The sequence below is a fragment of the Petrotoga mobilis SJ95 genome (assembly GCF_000018605.1).
Classification (GTDB): Bacteria; Thermotogota; Thermotogae; order Petrotogales; family Petrotogaceae; genus Petrotoga; species Petrotoga mobilis.
In genome coordinates, this window is record NC_010003.1 from 1,762,973 (window position 1) to 1,783,495 (window position 20,523).

The 20,523-nt window shown below is 33.4% G+C and carries 15 protein-coding genes; 3 read left to right on the top strand and 12 right to left on the bottom strand.

The window, feature by feature from the left end; all coding sequences use genetic code 11:
• Positions 1-2: 2 nt before the first annotated feature.
• From PMOB_RS08285 to aspS, 9 genes are read right to left on the bottom strand one after another with little or no spacing between them, the layout of a single operon-like run.
• A complete protein-coding gene (locus PMOB_RS08285; RefSeq protein WP_012209404.1) occupies positions 3-2,495 on the bottom strand; it encodes a polysaccharide biosynthesis/export family protein in 2,493 nt (830 codons plus the stop codon).
• Positions 2,496-2,523: 28 nt separating this feature from the next.
• Positions 2,524-2,973, bottom strand: coding sequence for a tetratricopeptide repeat protein (locus tag PMOB_RS08290; RefSeq protein ID WP_012209405.1), 450 nt, complete (start codon positions 2,971-2,973; stop codon positions 2,524-2,526).
• Positions 2,966-4,774: a hypothetical protein gene (locus PMOB_RS08295; protein WP_012209406.1), complete on the bottom strand. Its 1,809-nt coding sequence runs from the start codon at positions 4,772-4,774 to the stop codon at positions 2,966-2,968. Before PMOB_RS08295 ends, PMOB_RS08290 begins: the two co-directional genes overlap by 8 nt.
• Positions 4,771-5,379 (bottom strand): glycerol-3-phosphate 1-O-acyltransferase PlsY, encoded by a 609-nt coding sequence (gene plsY / locus PMOB_RS08300; protein WP_012209407.1) that lies wholly within the window; start codon positions 5,377-5,379, stop codon positions 4,771-4,773. The genes PMOB_RS08295 and plsY overlap by 4 nt, the downstream gene beginning before the upstream one ends.
• A 55-nt stretch (positions 5,380-5,434) precedes the next feature.
• Positions 5,435-6,817, bottom strand: a complete 1,383-nt coding sequence (der, locus tag PMOB_RS08305; protein WP_012209408.1) for a ribosome biogenesis GTPase Der — start codon at positions 6,815-6,817, stop codon at positions 5,435-5,437.
• A gap of 33 nt (positions 6,818-6,850) precedes the next feature.
• Positions 6,851-8,449: a S1 RNA-binding domain-containing protein gene (locus PMOB_RS08310; RefSeq protein ID WP_012209409.1), complete on the bottom strand. Its 1,599-nt coding sequence runs from the start codon at positions 8,447-8,449 to the stop codon at positions 6,851-6,853.
• Positions 8,446-9,300, bottom strand: coding sequence for a 4-hydroxy-3-methylbut-2-enyl diphosphate reductase (ispH, locus tag PMOB_RS08315; RefSeq protein WP_012209410.1), 855 nt, complete (start codon positions 9,298-9,300; stop codon positions 8,446-8,448). Before ispH ends, PMOB_RS08310 begins: the two co-directional genes overlap by 4 nt.
• Positions 9,290-9,970 (bottom strand): (d)CMP kinase, encoded by a 681-nt coding sequence (gene cmk / locus PMOB_RS08320; RefSeq protein ID WP_012209411.1) that lies wholly within the window; start codon positions 9,968-9,970, stop codon positions 9,290-9,292. The genes ispH and cmk overlap by 11 nt, the downstream gene beginning before the upstream one ends.
• Positions 9,954-11,753: an aspartate--tRNA ligase gene (gene aspS / locus PMOB_RS08325; RefSeq protein ID WP_012209412.1), complete on the bottom strand. Its 1,800-nt coding sequence runs from the start codon at positions 11,751-11,753 to the stop codon at positions 9,954-9,956. The genes cmk and aspS overlap by 17 nt, the downstream gene beginning before the upstream one ends.
• Positions 11,754-12,886: 1,133 nt before the next feature.
• On the opposite strand from aspS, the gene PMOB_RS08330 reads away from it, so the two are divergent.
• The 3 genes from PMOB_RS08330 (at position 12,887) to PMOB_RS08340 (ending at position 16,603) form a co-directional block, all read left to right on the top strand.
• Positions 12,887-13,924 carry an endonuclease NucS domain-containing protein gene (locus PMOB_RS08330; RefSeq protein WP_012209413.1) on the top strand — a complete coding sequence of 346 codons (1,038 nt, stop codon included), beginning with the start codon at positions 12,887-12,889 and terminating at the stop codon, positions 13,922-13,924.
• 282 nt (positions 13,925-14,206) lie between these two features.
• The gene (locus PMOB_RS08335) at positions 14,207-15,340 is read left to right on the top strand and encodes an RNA-guided endonuclease InsQ/TnpB family protein (protein WP_012209414.1); all 1,134 of its coding nucleotides are present in this window, start codon (positions 14,207-14,209) and stop codon (positions 15,338-15,340) included.
• 270 nt (positions 15,341-15,610) lie between these two features.
• Positions 15,611-16,603 (top strand): S-layer homology domain-containing protein, encoded by a 993-nt coding sequence (locus PMOB_RS08340; RefSeq protein WP_012209415.1) that lies wholly within the window; start codon positions 15,611-15,613, stop codon positions 16,601-16,603.
• A gap of 35 nt (positions 16,604-16,638) precedes the next feature.
• Here the strand turns inward: PMOB_RS08340 and PMOB_RS08345 are convergent, their stop codons facing one another.
• From PMOB_RS08345 to PMOB_RS08355, 3 genes are all read right to left on the bottom strand, one after another.
• Positions 16,639-17,292: a TIGR00153 family protein gene (locus tag PMOB_RS08345; protein WP_012209416.1), complete on the bottom strand. Its 654-nt coding sequence runs from the start codon at positions 17,290-17,292 to the stop codon at positions 16,639-16,641.
• Between the two features lie 77 nt (positions 17,293-17,369).
• Entirely contained in the window at positions 17,370-20,129 is a 2,760-nt protein-coding gene (gene ileS / locus PMOB_RS08350) for an isoleucine--tRNA ligase (protein ID WP_012209417.1), read from the bottom strand.
• Between the two features lie 22 nt (positions 20,130-20,151).
• Entirely contained in the window at positions 20,152-20,511 is a 360-nt protein-coding gene (locus PMOB_RS08355) for a response regulator (RefSeq protein WP_012209418.1), read from the bottom strand.
• Between the last annotated feature and the right edge of the window lie 12 nt (positions 20,512-20,523).

Here is a 20,523-nt window from a genome sequence, read left to right on the forward strand (position 1 = left end):
TATCAAAACAGACCAGATACATTAGCGTATGTGTCAAAGCCGGCGTTAATAAAACTCATGAATGTTTGTACCGTACTCATAACTTCTACGATGTTGGTGAGTGTGTTTTTTGGAATATAGATAATATCTTTTGGTTTTACTTCTGGGTTCATCCCGGTTTTTACAGGGGCTGCGTTTATTATTCCAGATAAGTCCAAAGTTACAGGTGGATTTTCCGGACCATCTTTGAATAAGTATACCGTTGTTAATTGAGCTGATTGAGAAGCGTTTCCTGCTTTGAGTATTGCGTCTAGCACTGTCATGCCTGCATTGTATGGGATAATACCGGGTTTTGTTACTTCTCCAAAGACGTAAACAACTTGCTCTTCTGCCGGTGGTACGTAGACTATGGATCCAGGGTTAACAAGTACATTTCTTAGTGATTCAACGTCTTTTATATCCACTTTTATTTCCTCGTTGTTTTTTGTATAGATGAAGATGCTCTCTTGGTTTTTCCAATCGATAGCGGAGTTAGAAAGTATCTCAACCAAGCTCATTGGAACATCTGTTCTTAGACTTTTTGGAGAGATATTTCCCAAAACAGCTATGTATGAACCACTCACTTCTGGTTGAACAACGACGTATGAACCTTTTGGAACTTCCATCATTAAATTGTTCAATAATTCTTCAGAATTTATTGTTTTTATCTTTTCATTGTTTTGGTAGATTGCTATTGTTCCAGTATCTACTGGGGAGAACCCATTTACAGACGAGAAGACATCTATTAACCTTACATTTTTTTGCTGAATAACTTGTGTTTCTCCTGCTTTGTAGACGATAATTTGGTCTGGAGCAATTTTTGAAATCTCTACAAAGGCCTTGCCTTCGAGTAGAATATTTTTTAAACTGTCAAATTCATTCGCTATTGAAGTTCCGGTTTTTTCACCGATTTGATATCTAACTTGGTAGGATTCATCTAAGTTTAATGGGAGCAGTAGTTCATACAAACTTTCTCCTTGATTGTAGGCCATAACATTAGAGAATTCTCCGAATATATAAGCCATTCTTAATTCTGTGTCGGCTATTATCGTTGAGCCAGAACTTACTAAGACATCTTTCAACATAGTTAAGTTATTCGGATCAACGGTTAAACTTTTTGTACTTCCAGAATTATCCACGATAACCAAGTTTCCTGAAAAATTGTTACTGAAACCACCTGCTAATCCAACTATCTTATCCATCCTTATTTTTTCGTTTGGCAAAAATTCAACCTTTCCAGTTCTGTTGAATGCTCCACTTAGATAAACATAGTTTCTCTTAAGTGTAATTTGAACAAAATCACCTTTTTTTAGCTCAGTATTCGAATTTACGGGTTGGTTGTTTACTCGAACTTCTTCCACATTTTCTTCACTTATACCAACTTTAGTTAAGAGTGTTCTGATGTTCATTCTTTCTTGTTTTTCAAAGTCAACTCTTTGTGAATTTTCTTGTGAACTTAAGTATACATAATTTTCAAATCTGTTTATTATTACTGTATCGCCAGGTTGAAGAAAAAAATCTTCATTGTTGGTTGTTTTCTGTAAAGATAAAGTAGTAGTTTCTCCTTCTCTAACAACTGTTACAGAGTCTTCTACTTCGCTTAGACTAACGTTAAGTAACGTTATTACAGATTTTATTCCCATGCCTTCAAAATAATCTAAAGAAGCTGATCCAAAATCAGAAAAGACAAGAACATTATTAGTATAGTTGTAAGGAATTATTACTGTGTCGCCTGGTTGTAAGGAATAATCTTCTTTTTTTACTATTTCATCAAATGGGACTTCTTGAATTTTTCCCTCTCGAACAATCATAATTTCAGCAGGCATCTTGTTAGTAGGTATATTCATGGAAGAGATGACGGTTTTCAACGTCAAACCTTCATAGTAATCTAAAGATGACGTGCCGAAGTCTGAAAAAACAGTGATTTTGTTCGTATAGTCGTAGGGGAAGAGAATAAAGTAATTTTCATATATATAAGGATCTTCACCAGGTTCTCCACTTTTGATCCATTCGATATTAACTTTTTGTTCCTTTCCATCGGGAGATTTGATCAACGCATAAGAGGAGTTAGTGATATCTTTTATCCCACCAGCTAATCCAATTAGATCTGAAAGTTTAATCTTTTCGTTTTTTATGTTAATGACCCCGTTTATGTTGGTGTTTCCTAAAACCGTTACCGAAAAAGGGGCATACTGGGTGATTCCTACTGTAACTTTATTAGTTTTTATGTAACTTTCCATTTTAGTGGATATCTCGTTTTCAATTTCTTCTAAAGTTCTACCTTCTGCTTTTATTCTGCCAATAGGAGGTACCGTGACGTCTCCTTCTGGCCCCACAATTGCATCGGTTATTGAATATTCAGGATATCCTAAGACCCAAATTCCTAAGATGTCACCCATCCTTACGTTATATGAGAATGTAATAATTGGTAAAGCCAAAAGAATTAAAAGAATGATAATAAAGCTACCTTTTTTCATTTTTTATCCTCCCCACTAAAATTTTTTGTTATATCATTTTTTCTATTAGTTCCAATTCTTGAGAATTGTAACCCGAGATTTTTAAATGACTTACTATCTTTTTTGCAACTTCGTTGTTTCCACTTTTCAACGCGGCTTTTGATTTTATGATCAAAAAGTTTATTTTGTTTTGGCCATCCTGAGGTTCTTTTAAATGTAATATGTCTTCATACTTTTCTATTTCGTATAATGAATGGGCAAGGTAAAGGTTTGTCTCGTCTAAGTCTATGCCTTTTTCTAAAGCAATCTCTAAAAATTTACTAGCTTTTTCGTAATCTTCACTTAGCATATAACAGACCCCAATGTTATGATAGAACATAGGATCTTCAGGAAGTAAAGATATCGCTTTTTTATAATATGAAGCAGCATTTAGATAATTCCCTTTTTCTAACATGGTGTTTGCTTTTTGGTTGTAATAATATGCCAGTTCTTTACTCATTTATATCCCCTTCAGTATAGTAAAAAAGAGTATCAACTAAAGTTTTATCTTCTAATAACAGAGAGACACCGGCTGGATTTATCCCACTGATTATTGGAGGAAATAAGTTGTATTCTATGTAATCAATAGGTTTGTATGAAACTTTCAAATAACTTTTCAGATATTCTTCTTGGCTTTGATCTATAATACCTCCTCCGCTCATGAAGGCAAGGTTTTCTAAGTTAGCGTTTACTTCTTTTCCATTAGTCAGGTGGAATAAAGAACTACTTGAAAGGATAAAAGGTATCGTCTTTTCAGGGGTTAGTTCTGTGTCGATCTCACCATGTGTTAATATCTTCGAATCGGTGTTAATTTGGGGTACATGAACTTGGAAGAGATCGTTAATTTCATATTCATAAGTATCTGATATCGAATAAGTACGATGGTAATTAAAAGGCACTCTACCCCCTGAATCCATTACGTATATATTTTTGGTCAAAAAATCCATTTTTTCGCCTGAGATATCGTTGACATTAATTTTTAGGGTCACTGTTCGATCGTTTTTACTATACTTCAACCCGTACAAATTCAAAATATACAGGTTACTTTCAGTATTTGAATCTATTCTTTCCAAGTAAACTTTGTTATCTTCTAAATCCGAAAGGATAAGCAAACCATTTTCAATTTTGACTTTTCCCCTGAATTGACTAGTATTTTTACCATTAAAACTATTATCGATTGGGTTGAGTTCTCCATCTTCTTCTAAAATTTCTATGCCATCTTCAACTGATGAAACTAAGATTTTATTCCAGGGAAGAACATCAAGAGAAATATAAGTTTTATTTGGTAGTTTTGTTGTGTTCACCACTTCATTTTTTAATATATCGAAATTAAAAACTGATGAACTTGCATAATCAATTAAGTATAAATTGTTGTGCCATAAGGCTCCATCGAGAAACGTTGTTGAATGGTCAAATTTCTTTTGTTGAAGTATCTCACCGTTGTAACCTATGATTTTTATTTCATTGTTGTATGGATCGTATCCGACTAATCTTCCAGCGTTATCGATGTCGTAAATCACAAATGGAAAACCTTCTGTCAAAACTTCCTTTTGGTTTTCTATTTCGTTTGTTAATACCGTACTTTCCACCGTTGAATTGGTTTTAATTTCTTTTCTAATGATTGGAGAATAACTTTCAAAGTAATAAATCCCTTTATCCGAGCCTAGGTAAACTCTATTTAGATTTTCGTCAGCGTTTATAGAATAATAATTTTTGCCTTTGTCCAATCTTATCCAAGTTTCTTCGTAGTTACTTGTTTTAAATATCAAGTGATTTTGAGAATCTAAAACGTACAAATTTGAATTGATGATTTCGCAATCTACTGGATTATAAAATCTTTCAAAAGAATCTTTAACGCCTGCTGTTTGGCTAATTTCAAGAAATACAGGTGTGGCATAGTTGGAAAGTGAAAAATTTTTGATACTGTTTATAAAGTTCAACAATGTATTAGCTTCTTCATTTACTGTTGAGAATAACAAAGAATTTTCCAAGTCCTGAATGGCTTTGTCTATCATTCCTAACTGTAAATCCAATTTTGCTGCATAGTACCAAAGTTTGGGTATATCTGTTATATATATTTCTCCACTCATTGCTTGATTTAATTGAACACGTGCCTCGTATTTTTCCCCTTCAAATAACAACTGGAGACTATCTGAAAATAGTTCTCTAGAGTTTAATTCACTTTCTGATAATTCTTGAGAGAATATCCAAACGTTAGTCAGCAAAAGATAAATAAAAAGGGTGATAAGTGCTTTTTTCATTGAATCTTTTCTTCCTTTTTTAGGATTTTTATAATGTCTGCTTTATTTTCAGAATTCGATAGTAACCTTTTGATATTCGATCTATGTCTATACAAGCTCAGAAAAAATAAAAGTGTGTAGGTAATACCCAATTTTAAATTCCAAAAATAACTTAAAATAGCGGTTACAAGCAAACCTAAAAGGGACGATACAGAAACATATTTGGTCAATAATACGACAGATATCCAAACTAACAGAAATATTACACCTAACATCGGGCTCAAAGCAAAGTAACCACCTAATGTAGAAGCCACTCCTTTTCCACCTTCGAATTTTAAAAAAATTGGATAGTCGTGACCTAAGACAAGTACAATTAAAGATAAATAAGGAACCCACGAATCAACACCAAAAATAAGTCTTATTATTAAAATGGGAATGAATGCTTTCAAAAAATCAAGTGTTATTGAAAGGAGTCCCCATTTTGGCCCCAAAGCCCTTAAAACATTGGTTCCTCCAACGTTTCCGCTTCCAGTTTTTCTTATGTCTATCCCCTTACTCCATGGAATCAAGAAGCTGAAAGGAATAGATCCACATAGATAACTGATGATCAAAGCAGCAATGGACATATGTTTTCCTCCCTGAAATAGGATTTATAATTTAGTCAAAGTTTAACAACAAATTTTATAGTGTTTTTTGCTTGGTTTTTGAAGTTTCTTCATTTTTTCTTGCTTCGAATTTTAGAAATATAGGCGAACCAATGAAAGGATCAATGTAATTTCTTATCATGTTTCTCAAACCTTGTTGATAGTATTTTGGTATGTCGTATGGTAAATTTGAATAGAATACGAAAACAGGTGGTTTGGTCCCAACTTGTGTAGCATAGTAAAATTTGATTCTTTTTCCTTTTTTAATTGGTGGTGGAGTAACCAATGTGTATTTTTCTAAAGCTGCATTCAACGCACTTGTTGGGATTTTTTTGTTTCTTGATTTTTCGACTTCTTTTATAGCGGTTATTAATTCTTGAATCCCCCATCTTTTAGGTGCCGATGTGAAAACTAATGGACTATAATTTACAAAGTAGAGTTCTTTTTCAAAATAGTTAAAAAACTCTTCCTTTCTTTGATGGTTGTTACTAACTAAATCCCACTTGTTAAATGCTATAATCGTTCCCTTTCCTCTTTTTTCTGCAATACCTATGATGCTTTTGTCTTGGTGGGTTATTCCTTCTGTTGAATCAACTACTAAAATTACTACATCTGACTTTTCAATTGCGTTGATTGTTCTTGATATTGAAAACATTTCAATACTTGCATAATGAATGGTACTTTTTTTTCTCATTCCAGCAGTATCTATAAATCTGAAGGTGTTATCGCCCATTGTAACTAGATGATCAATGGCGTCTCGGGTTGTTCCAGGTATTTCTGAAACGATAGCCCTTTCTGAACCAATTATGCTATTAAAAAGAGAAGATTTCCCAACGTTAGGACGCCCGACGATAGATACTTTTATTTCTTCGCTATCCTTCTCGCTATCAACAGATTCCTCCGAATTTAAGCCAGAAGTTTTTAAAGTATTTGCGATAGTATCCATTAAAGTAAAAATATTTTTGTTATGCTCTGCAGAAACAGGGATTCCTTCACCAAAGCCAAGAGAGTAGATCTCTGGTTTCATCTCAAGCTCGTATTTTTCAAAATTCTCTGCCTTATTAATAACTAAGATAACTTTCGAATTGGTCTTTCTTAAGTAGTCAGCAATGTGATAGTCTTCTGAGGTAAGTCCAATCTTTCCATCGATTACAAATATTACCAAAGATACGTCTTTTAAACTTTCAAAAATTATTTTTTTCTGCCTTTCTTCTATGTTGTCTTCCGGTTGTTCGAATATTCCACAAGTATCTACCAATGTAAAAGATATATCGTCCCATTGGATTGTGGAGGAAACGTTATCCCGCGTTACACCAGGCATATCGTGAACTATTGATTTTCTTTCACCAATCATTCTGTTAAATAATGTTGATTTTCCCACATTGGGTTTTCCAATTATGAGAACCGTCGGTTTTTCCAAGTTATTCCACCTCTTGTTTTTTACTGAAGCATTTTACTCTTCATTCATTTCATTAATTACTTGTAGCGCCTCTTCTTTTTCTCTTTCTTCTTCTAGATGTGTTACACTTATAATCATGTTCCCTCTTTTAAATTCATTTTCAAGTCCAATCTCTAAAACTTTTGCTTCTATTTGATCACCGATACTATATGTTTCCTCGAGACTTTTTGAATTTGTGGAAGCCTTGCTTGCGGGTAGATAAGCCTCTACTTCGTAACCATCAATGAGGACTATTGCTCCTTTATCTAAAAAACGAATTATTTTTCCTTTAACAGTATCACCTGGTTTTATCTCTTTTGAAGCCTTTTTCCAAGGATTTTCTTTTGTTTCTCTAACTGATAGTCTCATCCTTTTGTTATCCTTGTCTATTTTTATTATTTTTACTTTAATCTTTTGTTTTTCATTAAGCACTGTTGAAATATCGTCGACAAAATCCCATGAAAGTTCTGAAACATGTAAAAATCCAGTGATTCCTTCATCTATTTTTATAATCGCCCCATTATCGAGAACCTTTTCGACGGTTCCTGTAACAATGTTTCCTTCATAGTATTTTTCTTCTATGTTTTCCCATGGATCTCCTGAAACTTGTTTGTAGCTTAGATTAATCTTTTTATTCTCTTTGTCTATATTCAATATTTTGACTTGAACATCGTCCCCAACATTTACTAAGTCACTTATCCTACCTTTCCTGCCCCAGAATATTTCTGTTTCATGGACCAAACCTTCTAAACCTTCGTCTATCTTGACAGTAAAACCAAAAGGTAATATCTTAGTTACAGTACCTTGAACAATACTTCCTATAGGATATTTTTCATCCACTGTTTTCCAGGGATTTTCTTTCAAGCGTTTAAGAGATAGTGAAATTCTTTTTTTCTCTCTGTCCAATTTTATTATCAGCGCTTTAACTTTTTGACCCACCTTTAGATAATCTTTTATAGAGATCTTTTCGTCCCAGCTAACCTCACTTGCTGGTATGAGACCATTCAAATGATCATTCAATCTTACAAAGGCACCAAAGTTTTTTATATCCTCTACCACACCGTCAATTACCATTCCTTCCTCGTATTCATTGAAAGTTTGACTAATTTTTTCTTCTGCGTAATCTTTTATCGATACGACTATGTTTTTTCCATTTTTAGAAATCACTTTAGCCATTTTTTCTCCTTGAGGTAAATCATCTTTAGGGCTTAATAAAGATAACGAACCAGGAAGAAAAGCACCGATAAGTCCTTCAATCAATACGCTGTAGCCTTTCTTGAGCCTGTTTTTAAAAATAATAGGATAATTTTCTCCTTCGTTTATTTTATTCATAGTTTCATTCCAAACGGCCCTTTTTTCGGAGGCAAAGTTTAAACCTTCTGCATCATTTGTTTTTGTTATTTCTACTAGTATCTTTTGATCTACTTGATATTCTTGGAGAGGTTTTATGAGTTCTACTTGACTTACAAACACATCTCCTGTGGCACCTTCTAAAGCAACCCATATACCATCGCTATTTATTTCAAATACCTTTCCTTCTATTATTTTTCCTTTTTTTACCTCGTTTATCTCTTGTTCGTTCAAAAGTTTTTCAAATGTTTTTTCCTCCATCATGAAAAATCCTCCTTCTCTTGGCTTAGATACTCCAACACTTTATTTAATTCTGATGTTGGTGTGGATGAACCAGTAACTATTCCTATTTTGTCTTGTGGAGAGATAGTTATTTCTTTAAGTTCTTCACCAGATTCAATATGGTATGTCCTTTTACAATATTTTTTTGAAATACGGTATAGTTTTTGAGTATTTGAACTGTTTTTTCCGCCTAGAACTAGCATCAATGTGCTTTTTTGAGAAAGTTCTAGTGTCTCTTTTTCCCTTAGGATAGTTTCAGAACATATAGTATCTCTTATCAACACCTCCGTAAAAGAATTAATAGTTAAAATACTGGTTATAAAATTTTTGTACTCTTCTTCGCCCATGGTTGTTTGAGATACTATCAATACTTTTTTTTGAGGTATTGTCACTGGAGAAAGTGTTATTAGCAATTTACTCTCATCTACATTCCCTTTTAGCCCAAGTATCTCAGGATGGTCGGGTTTCCCATACACGACTACAAAGAATCCATCTTTTTGTTTCTTCTCTACGTATTTTACTAAATTTGTAACTATTGGGCAAGTCATGTCAATAACTTTAGAGAATCGTTTTTTCAATAGATCCTTTTCAGCCTTTGAAATACCGTGTGCCCTTATGATTAATGTTTCATCTATAGAATCGTCTGGTATGTCATCCATTCCTGTTATAGTTATCGCACCTGCGCTATTTAATTCTTCTATTACCTTTCTATTGTGTACCAACTCTCCGTAAATATAAATCTTATTTTTGTCAACTAGGGAATTTTTAACTTCATTGTACGTTTTTTGAACGCCTGAGCAAAAACCGGTTCTCTTCGCTACATTAATCTCCATAAATACCACTCTCTTTGACAATTTTTAATATTTTTTGCAGTACTTCCTCTATGGATAGATTAGTAGTATCTATAATTATCGCATCTTGAGCTGGTTTTAATGGAGCTATAGAACGGTTTGAATCATTGTAATCCCGATTTTTTATTTCTTCTAGTATCTCAGTGAAAGAGATATTTGCTTTTTGTTCCTTTTCCTCATTCCACCTTCTTTTAGCTCTTTCTTCCAAAGAGGCGGTTAGATATATTTTAATATCGCTATCGGGGAGAACTACAGATCCTATATCTCTTCCATCAACCACTATATTGTCCTTTTCGGCAATCTTTTTTATTATTTGATTAACTTTTTCTCTGACAATATTATTCTTGGAATAAAGGGAAGCTAAATCACCAATTTTTGAGTCTTTAATGGTGATGGTAACATCTTTTCCGTCTAAAAAATAACGGTTGTTTTTTATTTCAATGTTAAGTTTTTCTAAAATATTTTCTATAATTTTGGAATCTTTCGGATCTATTTTTCTTTCATTTAAGTAGTAGCCTATGATTCTGTACAAAGCACCACTATTTAGATAATTTATATTTAGCAAATTAGCTAAGTTTTGTGCGATTGTAGATTTTCCCGAACCTGCCGGACCATCTATAGCAATTTTTATTTTTTTAGCTTTTTGAGTCATTTTGCTTCTCACTCTCGTTTATTTTTTTCAAAGCGAGGTGTAATTCTTCCAATTGTTTTTCGCTGACTTCTGATGGAGCATTGGTCATGGGATCGGTCCCAGAAGCTGTTTTTGGGAATGCGATAACCTCTTTTATTGATTCTTCTCCTACTAGTATGCTCACCAATCTATCCATTCCAATTGCTATACCTCCGTGAGGAGGAGCACCATATTTGAAAGCCTCTAACAAGAAACCAAATTTCTCTTGTGCCTCTTCTTTGCTCAAGCCTAAAATATCGAACACCTTTTCTTGTACATCTTGTTTGTGTATTCTTATGCTACCACTTGCGATCTCATAACCATTTATTACAAGATCATAAGATTGAGATTTAATCTTTAAAGGGTCTTTATTCTCATATTTAGCTAAATCATCTAAGTTGGGCATAGTAAAGGGGTGATGTTCGGCTACAATTCTTTGTTCTTCCTCATTCCAAGAAAACATTGGAAAATCTGTGACCCAGATTATACTGAACCCGGATTTTTTTTCGAACTCTTCTTTAATCATTTTTATTCTCAATTGGCCTAAAATCTGGTCTATTTTATCTGTTTCTTCTAAAATAGCGAATAAAACGTCACCTTCTTTCATTATACCACGTTCTACTAAGATATTAATCTCTTTGGCTGCGGCTTTTTTTATATTTGATCTCATTTCTTTGTCACAAGCGATCCATATCAAGCCAGAGCTTCCTTGTTCTTTAGCGAACTCTGTCAGGTCATCAAATTTTTTTCTGGAAAAATTGTTGGATCTATCAGGGACAATAAAACCTTTTAATATAAGACCTTTATCTATCCCGTTTTTTATGAAATTAGCCTCAGTGTTTTGAAAATATGCTGTTAGGTCGATAAATTCCATACCATACCGTATATCAGGTTTATCTGAACCATATTTTTGTATCACTTCATCATAGGTATATTTTTGAAATGGAATCTCTAATCCATTGTAATTTAGAGACTTTTCGAATATTTCTTTGATTAATTTTTCTGTTAATGCAAATATATCTTCTTTTTCAACAAAGGACTGTTCTATGTCAATTTGTGTGAATTCGGGTTGCCTATCAGCCCTAAAATCCTCATCTCTGAAACAACGAGCTATTTGAAAATATTTATCAAAACCTGATACCATGAGCAGTTGTTTGAAAAGTTGAGGAGATTGAGGTAAGGCGTAAAAATTGCCAGGTTTCAATCTAGAAGGAACCAAAAAATCGCGTGCCCCTTCTGGTGTTGATTTTGTTAAGTAAGGGGTCTCAATTTCCAGGAAGCCTTCAGCGCTTAGCGTATCTCTTGTGATTTTCATAACCTTGTGTCTCAGTATTAGATTCCTTTGCATTCGTTCTTTTCTCAAGTCTAAATATCTATATTTTAACCTTAAGTTTTCCGAAATATCTTCTTCTATGTTGACGTATATGGGTGGTGTTTCAGATTCAGAAAGGATTTCTAAATTTGTAGCGAGTATTTCAATATTTCCAGTAACCATATTTGGGTTTTTGTCTTTTTCAGGACGCACCCTAACTTTCCCTTGGATAGAAACAACGTATTCGTTTTTTAATTTTAAGGCTTTTTGATAAAGCGTATAGTTATCGCTTGAATCAAAAACCGCCTGAGTTTTACCGTATCTATCTCTTATCAAAACAAAGATAATTCCTCCTAAATCACGAATCCTATCTATCCAGCCGTTTAAAATAACGATCTTATCTATATCGTTTTCGTTTAATTCTCCACAAGTGTGAGTTCTTTTTTGGAACAAAAATAACACCTCCAATATTTTTTCATCTTATTTTACCATAAAAATTTTAAAAAGACTCGTGTTTTCAAACACGAGATTAATAAAGATATGATATCATTTGTTTGCAGTATTGTGCAAGCGAAGATCTTTTATAAGAAGAGATTTTTGTTTTCAGGGAGTTTGAGGGGGGTTACCCCCAATCACAGAATTGTGTGATTCAGAATTTTAAGATTTAGAGAAGTTTCTTGTTTGTTGGGGAGTTTGAGGGGGGTTACCCCCAATCACAGAATTGTGTGATTCAGAATTTTAAGATTTAGAGAAGTTTCTTGTTTGTTGGGGAGTTTGAGGGGGGTCACCCCCTCAAAGATTCGAATTATGATCTAACCAATCTTTTTCAAGGACATCTAATATAATCAAATGAGGAAATTAGATTAATTCGTTGTGTATGGTATAATTATATTATACACATTATACCCACTTCAGAAGTAGATAAAAGCGATGATTAATGAAAGGGGACACCCCGAAACGGGTTCAAGGAAAACAAGGCAAGAAGAAAAAGAAATAAAATATTAGATAATTATCCAAAATGCTCTTTGAAAATCGAGATAATTCTTAAAAAAATTGAAAAGTAATTATAATCGAGGCATTTTTTGGGAAAAATAGAGATGAAAGAAGTACAGTTAATGAATAACCGTTCATTTGGGAAGTATTGAAAAAGATTTAAACCTTCTTAAAGAAACAAGCTAAGAAGTTAAATCCACTAAGATCCAAATACTTAACAACCTTTTCCATAAGGACGAAAGAATAATTCTTGTTATTGACAGAAGCAGGTGAAACCATCGGTGTTTCGCAACGGTCGTTGAATTAGGAAGCTCTCCTCATTAGAGTTGAGTAGTTCACCATCTTTTGTGGTAAAATAAAATCGATATCAGCAAAAATACTTAAAATTCTTGTTTTCCACTTTAAAAATAAGTTTTTGATTTTACAAGGTTTACTTGGACACGGCTATCCTTCATCATAGATAGCTGCCGGAAGGACAAAGGCACTGTTGTAAAATAGAGCGATGTTTTTGTATTAACTGAAATTACCAAAATCAATTCTATGATGTAAATTAGATTGTATTAGAAATCAAGAAACAAAGGAGATGATAGAACATGAAAATGTTTACCATTGATAAAAATGGAAACTTAATTCTATATAAAGAACAACTTTACAAAGATTCCAATTTAGAAAAAGATTTAGAAGTTTTGCTTGAAAATAGTCCTGAATACTTTTTTGAAGAAAGCAATGTTCTTATAATTGGTCGTCAGGTTATTACCAATTTAAATAGTATTATAGATTTGTTAGGTATTGATAAAAATGGGAATACCGTGGTGATTGAGTTAAAAAGGGACAAAACACCGCGGGAGACAATTGCTCAGCTATTAGAATACGCTTCCTTTATTGAGAACTTAGATTATTCACAGTTAAATGAAATTTATCGAGACTATTCTGGTGAAGAAATTAGTTTAGAAGATTATCACCGAGCGTATTTCCAAAACGAAACAGATGAAAAAGTTTCATTTAATAAATCAACAAAATTAGTAATAGTTGCTCAGGAAATTTCAAAAGAAATTCGGCAAACCGCCTTATTTTTAAGAAAAAAAGGTATTGATATTTATTGTATGGAGTTTAAGTATTTCGAGACCGAGTTTGGAGAAAGGATAATCTCAAGCGATATTGTTGTTGGTCAAGAAGAATTTATACGTCAAAAAATTTATTCCTCCTCACTTCCAAAGGTTAATAAGCAAAAATTCTTAAATTTATTGGATAATAACGGAACGGAAGTCTTTCAGAAGATATTTGAATTCGCAGAACAAAAAGGCTTAATGATCAGATGGGGGTCCAAGGGTTTTTCTTTAAATGTTGAATTGACGAGTGGTTCTGTTGGTCTATTTTACGGGTTCCCCCCCAGTTCTGCATTCAATCAGAGTATTTATACGGTATTTGGAGATATTACAAAAAAGGTTAACCATCCGGAAAATATTATTACATCTTACAAAAAAAGTCTTGAAAACCTCGGTTACTTTCAAGATGCAAAATCAAATCTAAAATGGGTGATCGATAAGGCCTATTCAGTAGACGAAGTCAATCAGTTTCTTGACATTATAGAGCAGGTAATTTCAGAGATAAAGAAAGAAGGTTTGAAATAAAAGGGTACTGATCAAATAACATAATATATACTTTTATACTTTGCCCCGCAATAGGTATATGCCCCATGGACATTTTCTTTGATAAGATCGTATATGGTGAAAAAGTTATACGCATTCGGACTTTGGCGAATAAAAGATCTTTACTTCAAAAAATAGGTAAAAACTGTAACAAGGGTTACTCTTGAGGTAAATGTATAATATTTAAGGTATTAAAAGTTAGTTACAATGCGTGTTTTAAAGTTTCTAAAAGGACTAAATACACATTATATCAGGAGAATTAAAATGCTAATAACATACAGGTTTAGGTTGTACCCAACTAACGAACAAATACATAAACTTAACGAACACTTTGGACATGCTAGGTTTGTATACAACCTTTTCTTAGAATTTGCTAACAATGCATATAAGAATACTAAAACGTTAACTAATTACTATATGTGGTGTAAAGTATTAGCAACTCTTAAAAAAACCGAGAAATATCAATGGCTAAACGATGCCAATTCTCAATCTTTACAACAGTCCATAAAGAACTTAGAAACTGGATTCAAACGTTTCTTCAAGAAACAAAGTAAATACCCCAAATTTAAGAAAAAATCAAGTAGACAATCTTTTAGAGTTCCTCAACATATACAACTGTATGAAAATGAAAATAACGATAAATACGGTATTCTATTTGTACCAAAGTTTAAAGAAGGTATAAAAGTAAGAGTACATAGAAAAATAGATCCAAATGCAAAGATAAAAAATTGTACTTTCATTAAAACTTCAACAGGTAAGTACTTTGTGTCTATAACCTTTGAAGTCGAAGGTTCTTACCTTGAAAGAGATATAGACTACGAAAACGCAATCGGTATGGATATGGGACTTAAAGATTTTGTTGTATTATCCGATGGAACGAAGTATCCAGCTCTTAAAGTATTGTCTAAGTACGAAAGGAAACTAAAACATGCATATAAAAAGTTTTCAAGTAAAGAAAAAGGGTCAAAGAATTGGGACAAAGCAAAATTAGAAGTTGCTAGAATACATGAGAAAATAAAAAATACACGAGAGGATTTTCTGCATAAACTAACAAAAGAAATCAGTGAGAACCAAGCTGATCTCTTTGTTGTAGAAACTCTCAATATAAGAGGCATGTTAAAGAATCACCACTTAGCTAAAAGTATCTCAGATTCAGGATGGTATCAATTCAAAACGTTCCTAAAATACAAAGCAGAGAGATTAGGTAAAAAGGTAATCGAAATAGGAATGTTTGAACCTTCGTCTAAGACTTGTAGTGTATGTGGGTATAAGAATGAAGGTTTAAAACTTTCTGATAGAGAATGGGTATGTCCTGAATGTGGAACTAAACATGATAGAGATATAAATGCTGCTGTTAACATTAGGCAGTTTGGGTTAAAACAGGCATTCGTTATATAGCCCTACGGCAGATAAGGAAACAGCTAGTCACTGTATAAACAGACTCTACCCCAGGAACTGGGGGATGTTAAGCCTTTGGAGACTGTGTAAGTCGAGCACCCTTAGATTCATTCTAGGATGTTTCGCAACGGTCGATGAATTAGGAAGCTCTCCTCAAGAGGTAGAAGCCTTTCTCCTCGTTAGAGTTGAGTAGTTCACCACTTTTTGTGATAAAATAAAATCGATAGCAGTAAAAAAACTTAAAATACTAAAATTCAGGAGGTGTGTGTAGTGAAAAAGGCAGGTATTTTGTTTTTATTTTTGTTTTTGGCTTTAGGAGTATTTTCACAGTCTTTTAAGGATGTTCCCATCAATCATTGGGCATATGATGCAGTTGAAAGGCTTTCTGGTATTGGCATTATTGAAGGATACCCCGATGGTACTTTTAAAGGATTAGAAAACATGAACAGGTATCAACTGACTGTTGCTTTGTCCAGAACGATTGATTACGTAGAACAAAGTATGATTGAGCCTTTAGCCCAAAATTTGGCGAATTTGGAAAGGACTGTAAGTAGTTTATCTGTTCCGCAAGGAGTTTCTTCAGCGGAATTACAGCAACTTCAAACAAAATTAAACTCTCTTACAAGTGATCTTTCTACTCTTCAGGGTTCCGTTTCGAGGTTGGATAGTTCTGTCAAGGAACTTCAGAATTCTTATGAGTTGCTTGGTTATGCCACCACGAAGATAGACGAATTAGAGAGAAAGGTCAACGCCATATCAGTGCCCGCGGTAAGCGAAACTGACATCAGAAACTTAAATACCAGAGTTACCAATCTGGAAAACACCGTTGGAAGTCTGAATAGTAATTATCAGAATCTTTCTCAAACAGTATCTAATTCCAATCAAGAAATACAGTCGTTAAAAAATTCAGTAGCTAGTATTCAAAACTCTTTTTCTAGTGTAAACCAAGATTTGGACAGATTGAATGCTTTAACGGCTAACTTGAATTCGAAGATAGATTCTAAAGTTGATAAAACTGAGTTTACTTCGTTAAAAAACACTACTGACGAATTAAGTGTTCAATTAAGTAATAATACCCAATCTGTTTCTGAATTGTCCCAAAACTTACAAGCCGTTCAAAGTAGTGTTGATCAGCTCTCTCAAGAGGTCACTGATGTAAAACAAATAGCTGAAGGTGCCGGTGGAGGAGTAAACTTCTTAGATATCATTATCTCAGTGGTAATTTCTGCAGGTTTATCCTTTGCTATAATGAACTTGCTATAAAAAAATATCGCTGGTTTTTTCGACCAGCGATATTTTTATTTAATGTTCCTTTTTAAGACTATAATTTCTAATTTATCAGAAGCATCTTCGGCCCTGTCTGCTATATCTCCTATCTGTAGAAAAAGATCTTTCAACTGCAATTTTTCCGATAATTCAAGGCTATCTATTTCAAACAATCTTCGTATTAAATCCTTCTCTAAGATATCTTCTTCATGTTCCTGTAATTCAACTTTTTGAATATACTCACTACTTTTTTCTATATTTTCGAATACGTTTTCTATAGACTTTTTCAAGGATTTATAAGTTTTCTTTACCAATCGACTTTGTTCTAAAAAATCTGGTTTAAAATTCTCGGGTATTTTTGGTTTTTGAAAAATTAAGATTTCTGAAACCGTTTGTGTTTTATTCATAACCTTATCAACCGCTTCTATTAATTCTAAAAGTTCTCCTCTAAAATTTGGCAAAAAAGCTCCTTGATACATTTCGCTTTCCGTTTTTCTTCTTAAAGAATCAGCTTCGCTTTCTATATTAGATATTTGTTTTGATAAATCAACAGATTTTTCCATATCGTTTGTTACATACAATTCTACTAATTCTGTGAGTAAGTTTACCCCTTCTTCTACTTTTTCTAAATGTTTAGAAAAAAGTTTTATTACTTTCTCTTCCTTTTTTCCAAAAAAAAGCTTCATTATGTACCCCCTCACATACCTTTAGAATTAATAAAACTGTTTTTTGTGTTCTTTTGCTATACAGCCCATCCTAGAGTTTACGCATTTATTTCCTCTTTTAATACTCTTGCACATCTTGGACAAACGCCCGGAAAGTCAGGGTCATTGTCCGTATTAGGATCTACTTTCCAACATCTTTCGCATTTTTCCCCTTCTGCTTTGGTAACTTTAATTGTTGCGTATCGACCTTCAAATCCTTCATCTACATTACCAAATTCAAATTGAGATACTATAAATAGATCAGCAATCCAGTTGTTATCGTATTGAGATAGAATTTGCTTTAATGTATCATCTTTTAGGTTGAGGATAATTTTAGCATCCAGAGAGTTTCCTAAAAATTTTTCTTTTCTTTTCTCTTCAAGGGCTTTTAAAACATCCTCTCTCAAAGCAAAAATTTTATTCCACTTTTCTTCTAATTCTTCGCTAAGGTAATTCTCTTTATATTCAGGCCATAGTTCAGCGAATATGGTTTCATATTTGTTTGAGTAATTGAGATGCTCGTAAACTTCTTCCGCAGTAAAAGGCAATATGGGTGAAATCATCTTATTTAAAGCTATAGCGGTTTCATATAAAACTGTTTGAGCGGATCTCCTGAGTTTAGATTTTTTTCCTTCTACGTATATTCTATCTTTTATTATATCCAAGTAAGTAGAACTCATATCTATTGTACAAAAATTGTTTATAAGATAGTGTACTTTGTAAAATTCGTAGTTGTCATAAGCTTTGGTGACATTTTTTATCAAATTATGTAACTTCATCAATGCCCATTGGTCTATTTCTAACATTTCTTCATAAGCCACAGAATCTTCATCAGGGTCAAAATCATTTATATTGCCCAGCAAAAATCTTATAGTATTTCTAAGTTTGCGGTAGGTTTCAACCTGTTGTTCCAAAATATTGTAAGATATTTTAATATCCATTCTGTAATCTGCTGATGCAACCCATAACCTTAATATGTCTGCTCCATATTTGTTGATAATGTCTTTTGGGTTGACTACATTTCCCAAGGATTTAGACATCTTCTTTCCTTCTTCGTCTTTTATAAAGCCATGAGTCAAAACGGATTCATAAGGGGCAATTCCGTGTTTTGCAACAGATAAGAATATAGAACTTTGGAACCACCCTCGATGTTGATCGCTTCCTTCAAGATATAAATCTACAGGGAATTTTTTTAATTCTTCACGGGAATTTGCAACTGCTTCGAAAGATGATCCAGAATCGATCCAAACGTCTAAAATATCTTCTTCCTTTTTGAACTCTGAACCACCACATTTAGGGCACCTGTAATCATTTGGTAGAAGTTCTTTCGCTTCTTTTTCAAACCAAGCATTACTCCCTTCTTTTTCTATAATTTCTATAACGTGGTCTATAATTTTGGTATCCAAAATTGTTTCTCCACAATTCTCACATTTAATAGCTGGTATTGGGATTCCCCAGGCACGCTGTCTTGAAATTACCCAGTCAGGTCTCTCTCTCACCATAGAGGATATTCTATTTTCTCCCCACTTGGGTATCCAATTTACTTTTTTTATTTCTTCCAACACCTTTTCACGGTAGTTGTTTTTTTCAAGATCTATAAACCATTGAGGAGTGGCTCTAAAGATAACAGGATTTTTACAACGCCAACAATGTGGATAGGAGTGGGTTATCTTTCCTGATTGAACGAGAAATCCGTTTTCTTTTAAATCTTTTATGATTTCTTTGTTTGCTTCCCAAATTTTCATTCCTTTATACTTTCCAGCTTCGTCGGTGAAATATCCTTGACTATCTACCGGAGATATTACCTGAAGGTTGTACTTTGTACCTGTTATATAATCTTCCATACCGTGTCCTGGGGCAGTGTGAACACATCCGGTACCTTCGTCCAAAGTAACGTAATCTGCAAGTACTAAAAGGCTTTCTCTGTCGACAAAAGGATGTCTAGCTTTTTCCCCTTCTAACGTTAATCCTTTAAATGTATCGATTATTTTATAATCATCTATTCCGGCCTCTTTCAAAGTTTTATCAACTAATTCTTTAGCCATTATCCAATATTCGTTACCAATTTCCACTTTGGCATAATCAAAATTAGGATGAACAGCAATAGCTACGTTCGCTGGTAAAGTCCAAGGTGTTGTTGTCCATATGATCACGTATGTATTGTTTTCTCCAACTAGAGGGAACTTTACATAAATTGAATCTGATGTATGATCATGGTATTCAACTTCAGCTTCTGCTAAAGCTGTTTGACATTCTGTACACCAATATATAGGTTTTGTTCCTCTATAAATATTGCCGGATTCAACTATAGAACGAAGAATTTCTAAAACTTTGGCTTCATATTCTGGTTTCAAAGTTAAATATGGTTTATCCCAAAAACCAATTACCCCCAACCTTTTAAAGCTTTCTCTTTGAATGTCTACGTATTTCATAGCGTAATCTTCACATAGTTTTCTTATTTCTAATTTACTCAAGGCATTAGCCTTTTCTCCAAGCTTGGTAGTAACGTTATGCTCAATTGGAAGACCATGTGTATCCCATCCAGGAACATAAGGCGCATCATAACCTCTCAATGTTTTATATTTTAAAACGATGTCTTTTAAAACCTTATTGAGAGCCGTCCCCATATGAATGTCTCCATTCGCATAAGGTGGGCCATCATGTAAAACAAACTTTGTTCCCCCAATTCTTATGTTCCTAAGATAGTAAGCAATATTTATATCTTCCCATTTTTGAAGAATTTGAGGCTCTTTTTCTTTTAGGTTTGCCTTCATCTTGAATGATGTCTTTGGAAGATTGATTGTGTCTTTGTAATCCAAAACCTGCACCTCCGATAAAATATTATTGAATTTTTAAAAGATTTTCTATTGTATCCTTTATTTCTGTTAAATCCATTGATTTTACAACATAAGCATCTGCAGCCCATGATGCCATCTCACTTTTATAATGTGAGTAAGCTGTGAGAAATATTATTTTTTTGTTTGGATACCTTTTTCTAATTTCACTTGCGAGTTCTAAACCATTTACATCTGGCATTTCGATATCAGTGCATATGATATCTATATCTTTATCATTTTCTAATGTTTCCAAAGCATCTTTTGCATTGCTTGCCGCAGTAACCTCGTAACCAGCTTCTTCCAGTTCTTCTTTTATTAAAGTTCTTATGTTCTCTTCATCATCTACTATTAGTACTTTCGACAACTTAACCCCTCC

What these genes read in the sequence shown, in the direction of transcription:
- PMOB_RS08285 (WP_012209404.1), bottom strand. Translation starts at nt 2,495, where the DNA reads ATGAAAAAAGGTAGCTTTATTATCATTCTTTTAATTCTTTTGGCTTTA.
- plsY (WP_012209407.1), bottom strand. Translation starts at nt 5,379, where the DNA reads ATGTCCATTGCTGCTTTGATCATCAGTTATCTATGTGGATCTATTCCT.
- ispH (WP_012209410.1), bottom strand. Translation starts at nt 9,300, where the DNA reads ATGGAGATTAATGTAGCGAAGAGAACCGGTTTTTGCTCAGGCGTTCAA.
- PMOB_RS08290 (WP_012209405.1), bottom strand. Translation starts at nt 2,973, where the DNA reads ATGAGTAAAGAACTGGCATATTATTACAACCAAAAAGCAAACACCATG.
- PMOB_RS08330 (WP_012209413.1), top strand. Translation starts at nt 12,887, where the DNA reads ATGAAAATGTTTACCATTGATAAAAATGGAAACTTAATTCTATATAAA.
- PMOB_RS08295 (WP_012209406.1), bottom strand. Translation starts at nt 4,774, where the DNA reads ATGAAAAAAGCACTTATCACCCTTTTTATTTATCTTTTGCTGACTAAC.
- cmk (WP_012209411.1), bottom strand. Translation starts at nt 9,970, where the DNA reads ATGACTCAAAAAGCTAAAAAAATAAAAATTGCTATAGATGGTCCGGCA.
- PMOB_RS08335 (WP_012209414.1), top strand. Translation starts at nt 14,207, where the DNA reads ATGCTAATAACATACAGGTTTAGGTTGTACCCAACTAACGAACAAATA.
- PMOB_RS08345 (WP_012209416.1), bottom strand. Translation starts at nt 17,292, where the DNA reads ATGAAGCTTTTTTTTGGAAAAAAGGAAGAGAAAGTAATAAAACTTTTT.
- PMOB_RS08310 (WP_012209409.1), bottom strand. Translation starts at nt 8,449, where the DNA reads ATGATGGAGGAAAAAACATTTGAAAAACTTTTGAACGAACAAGAGATA.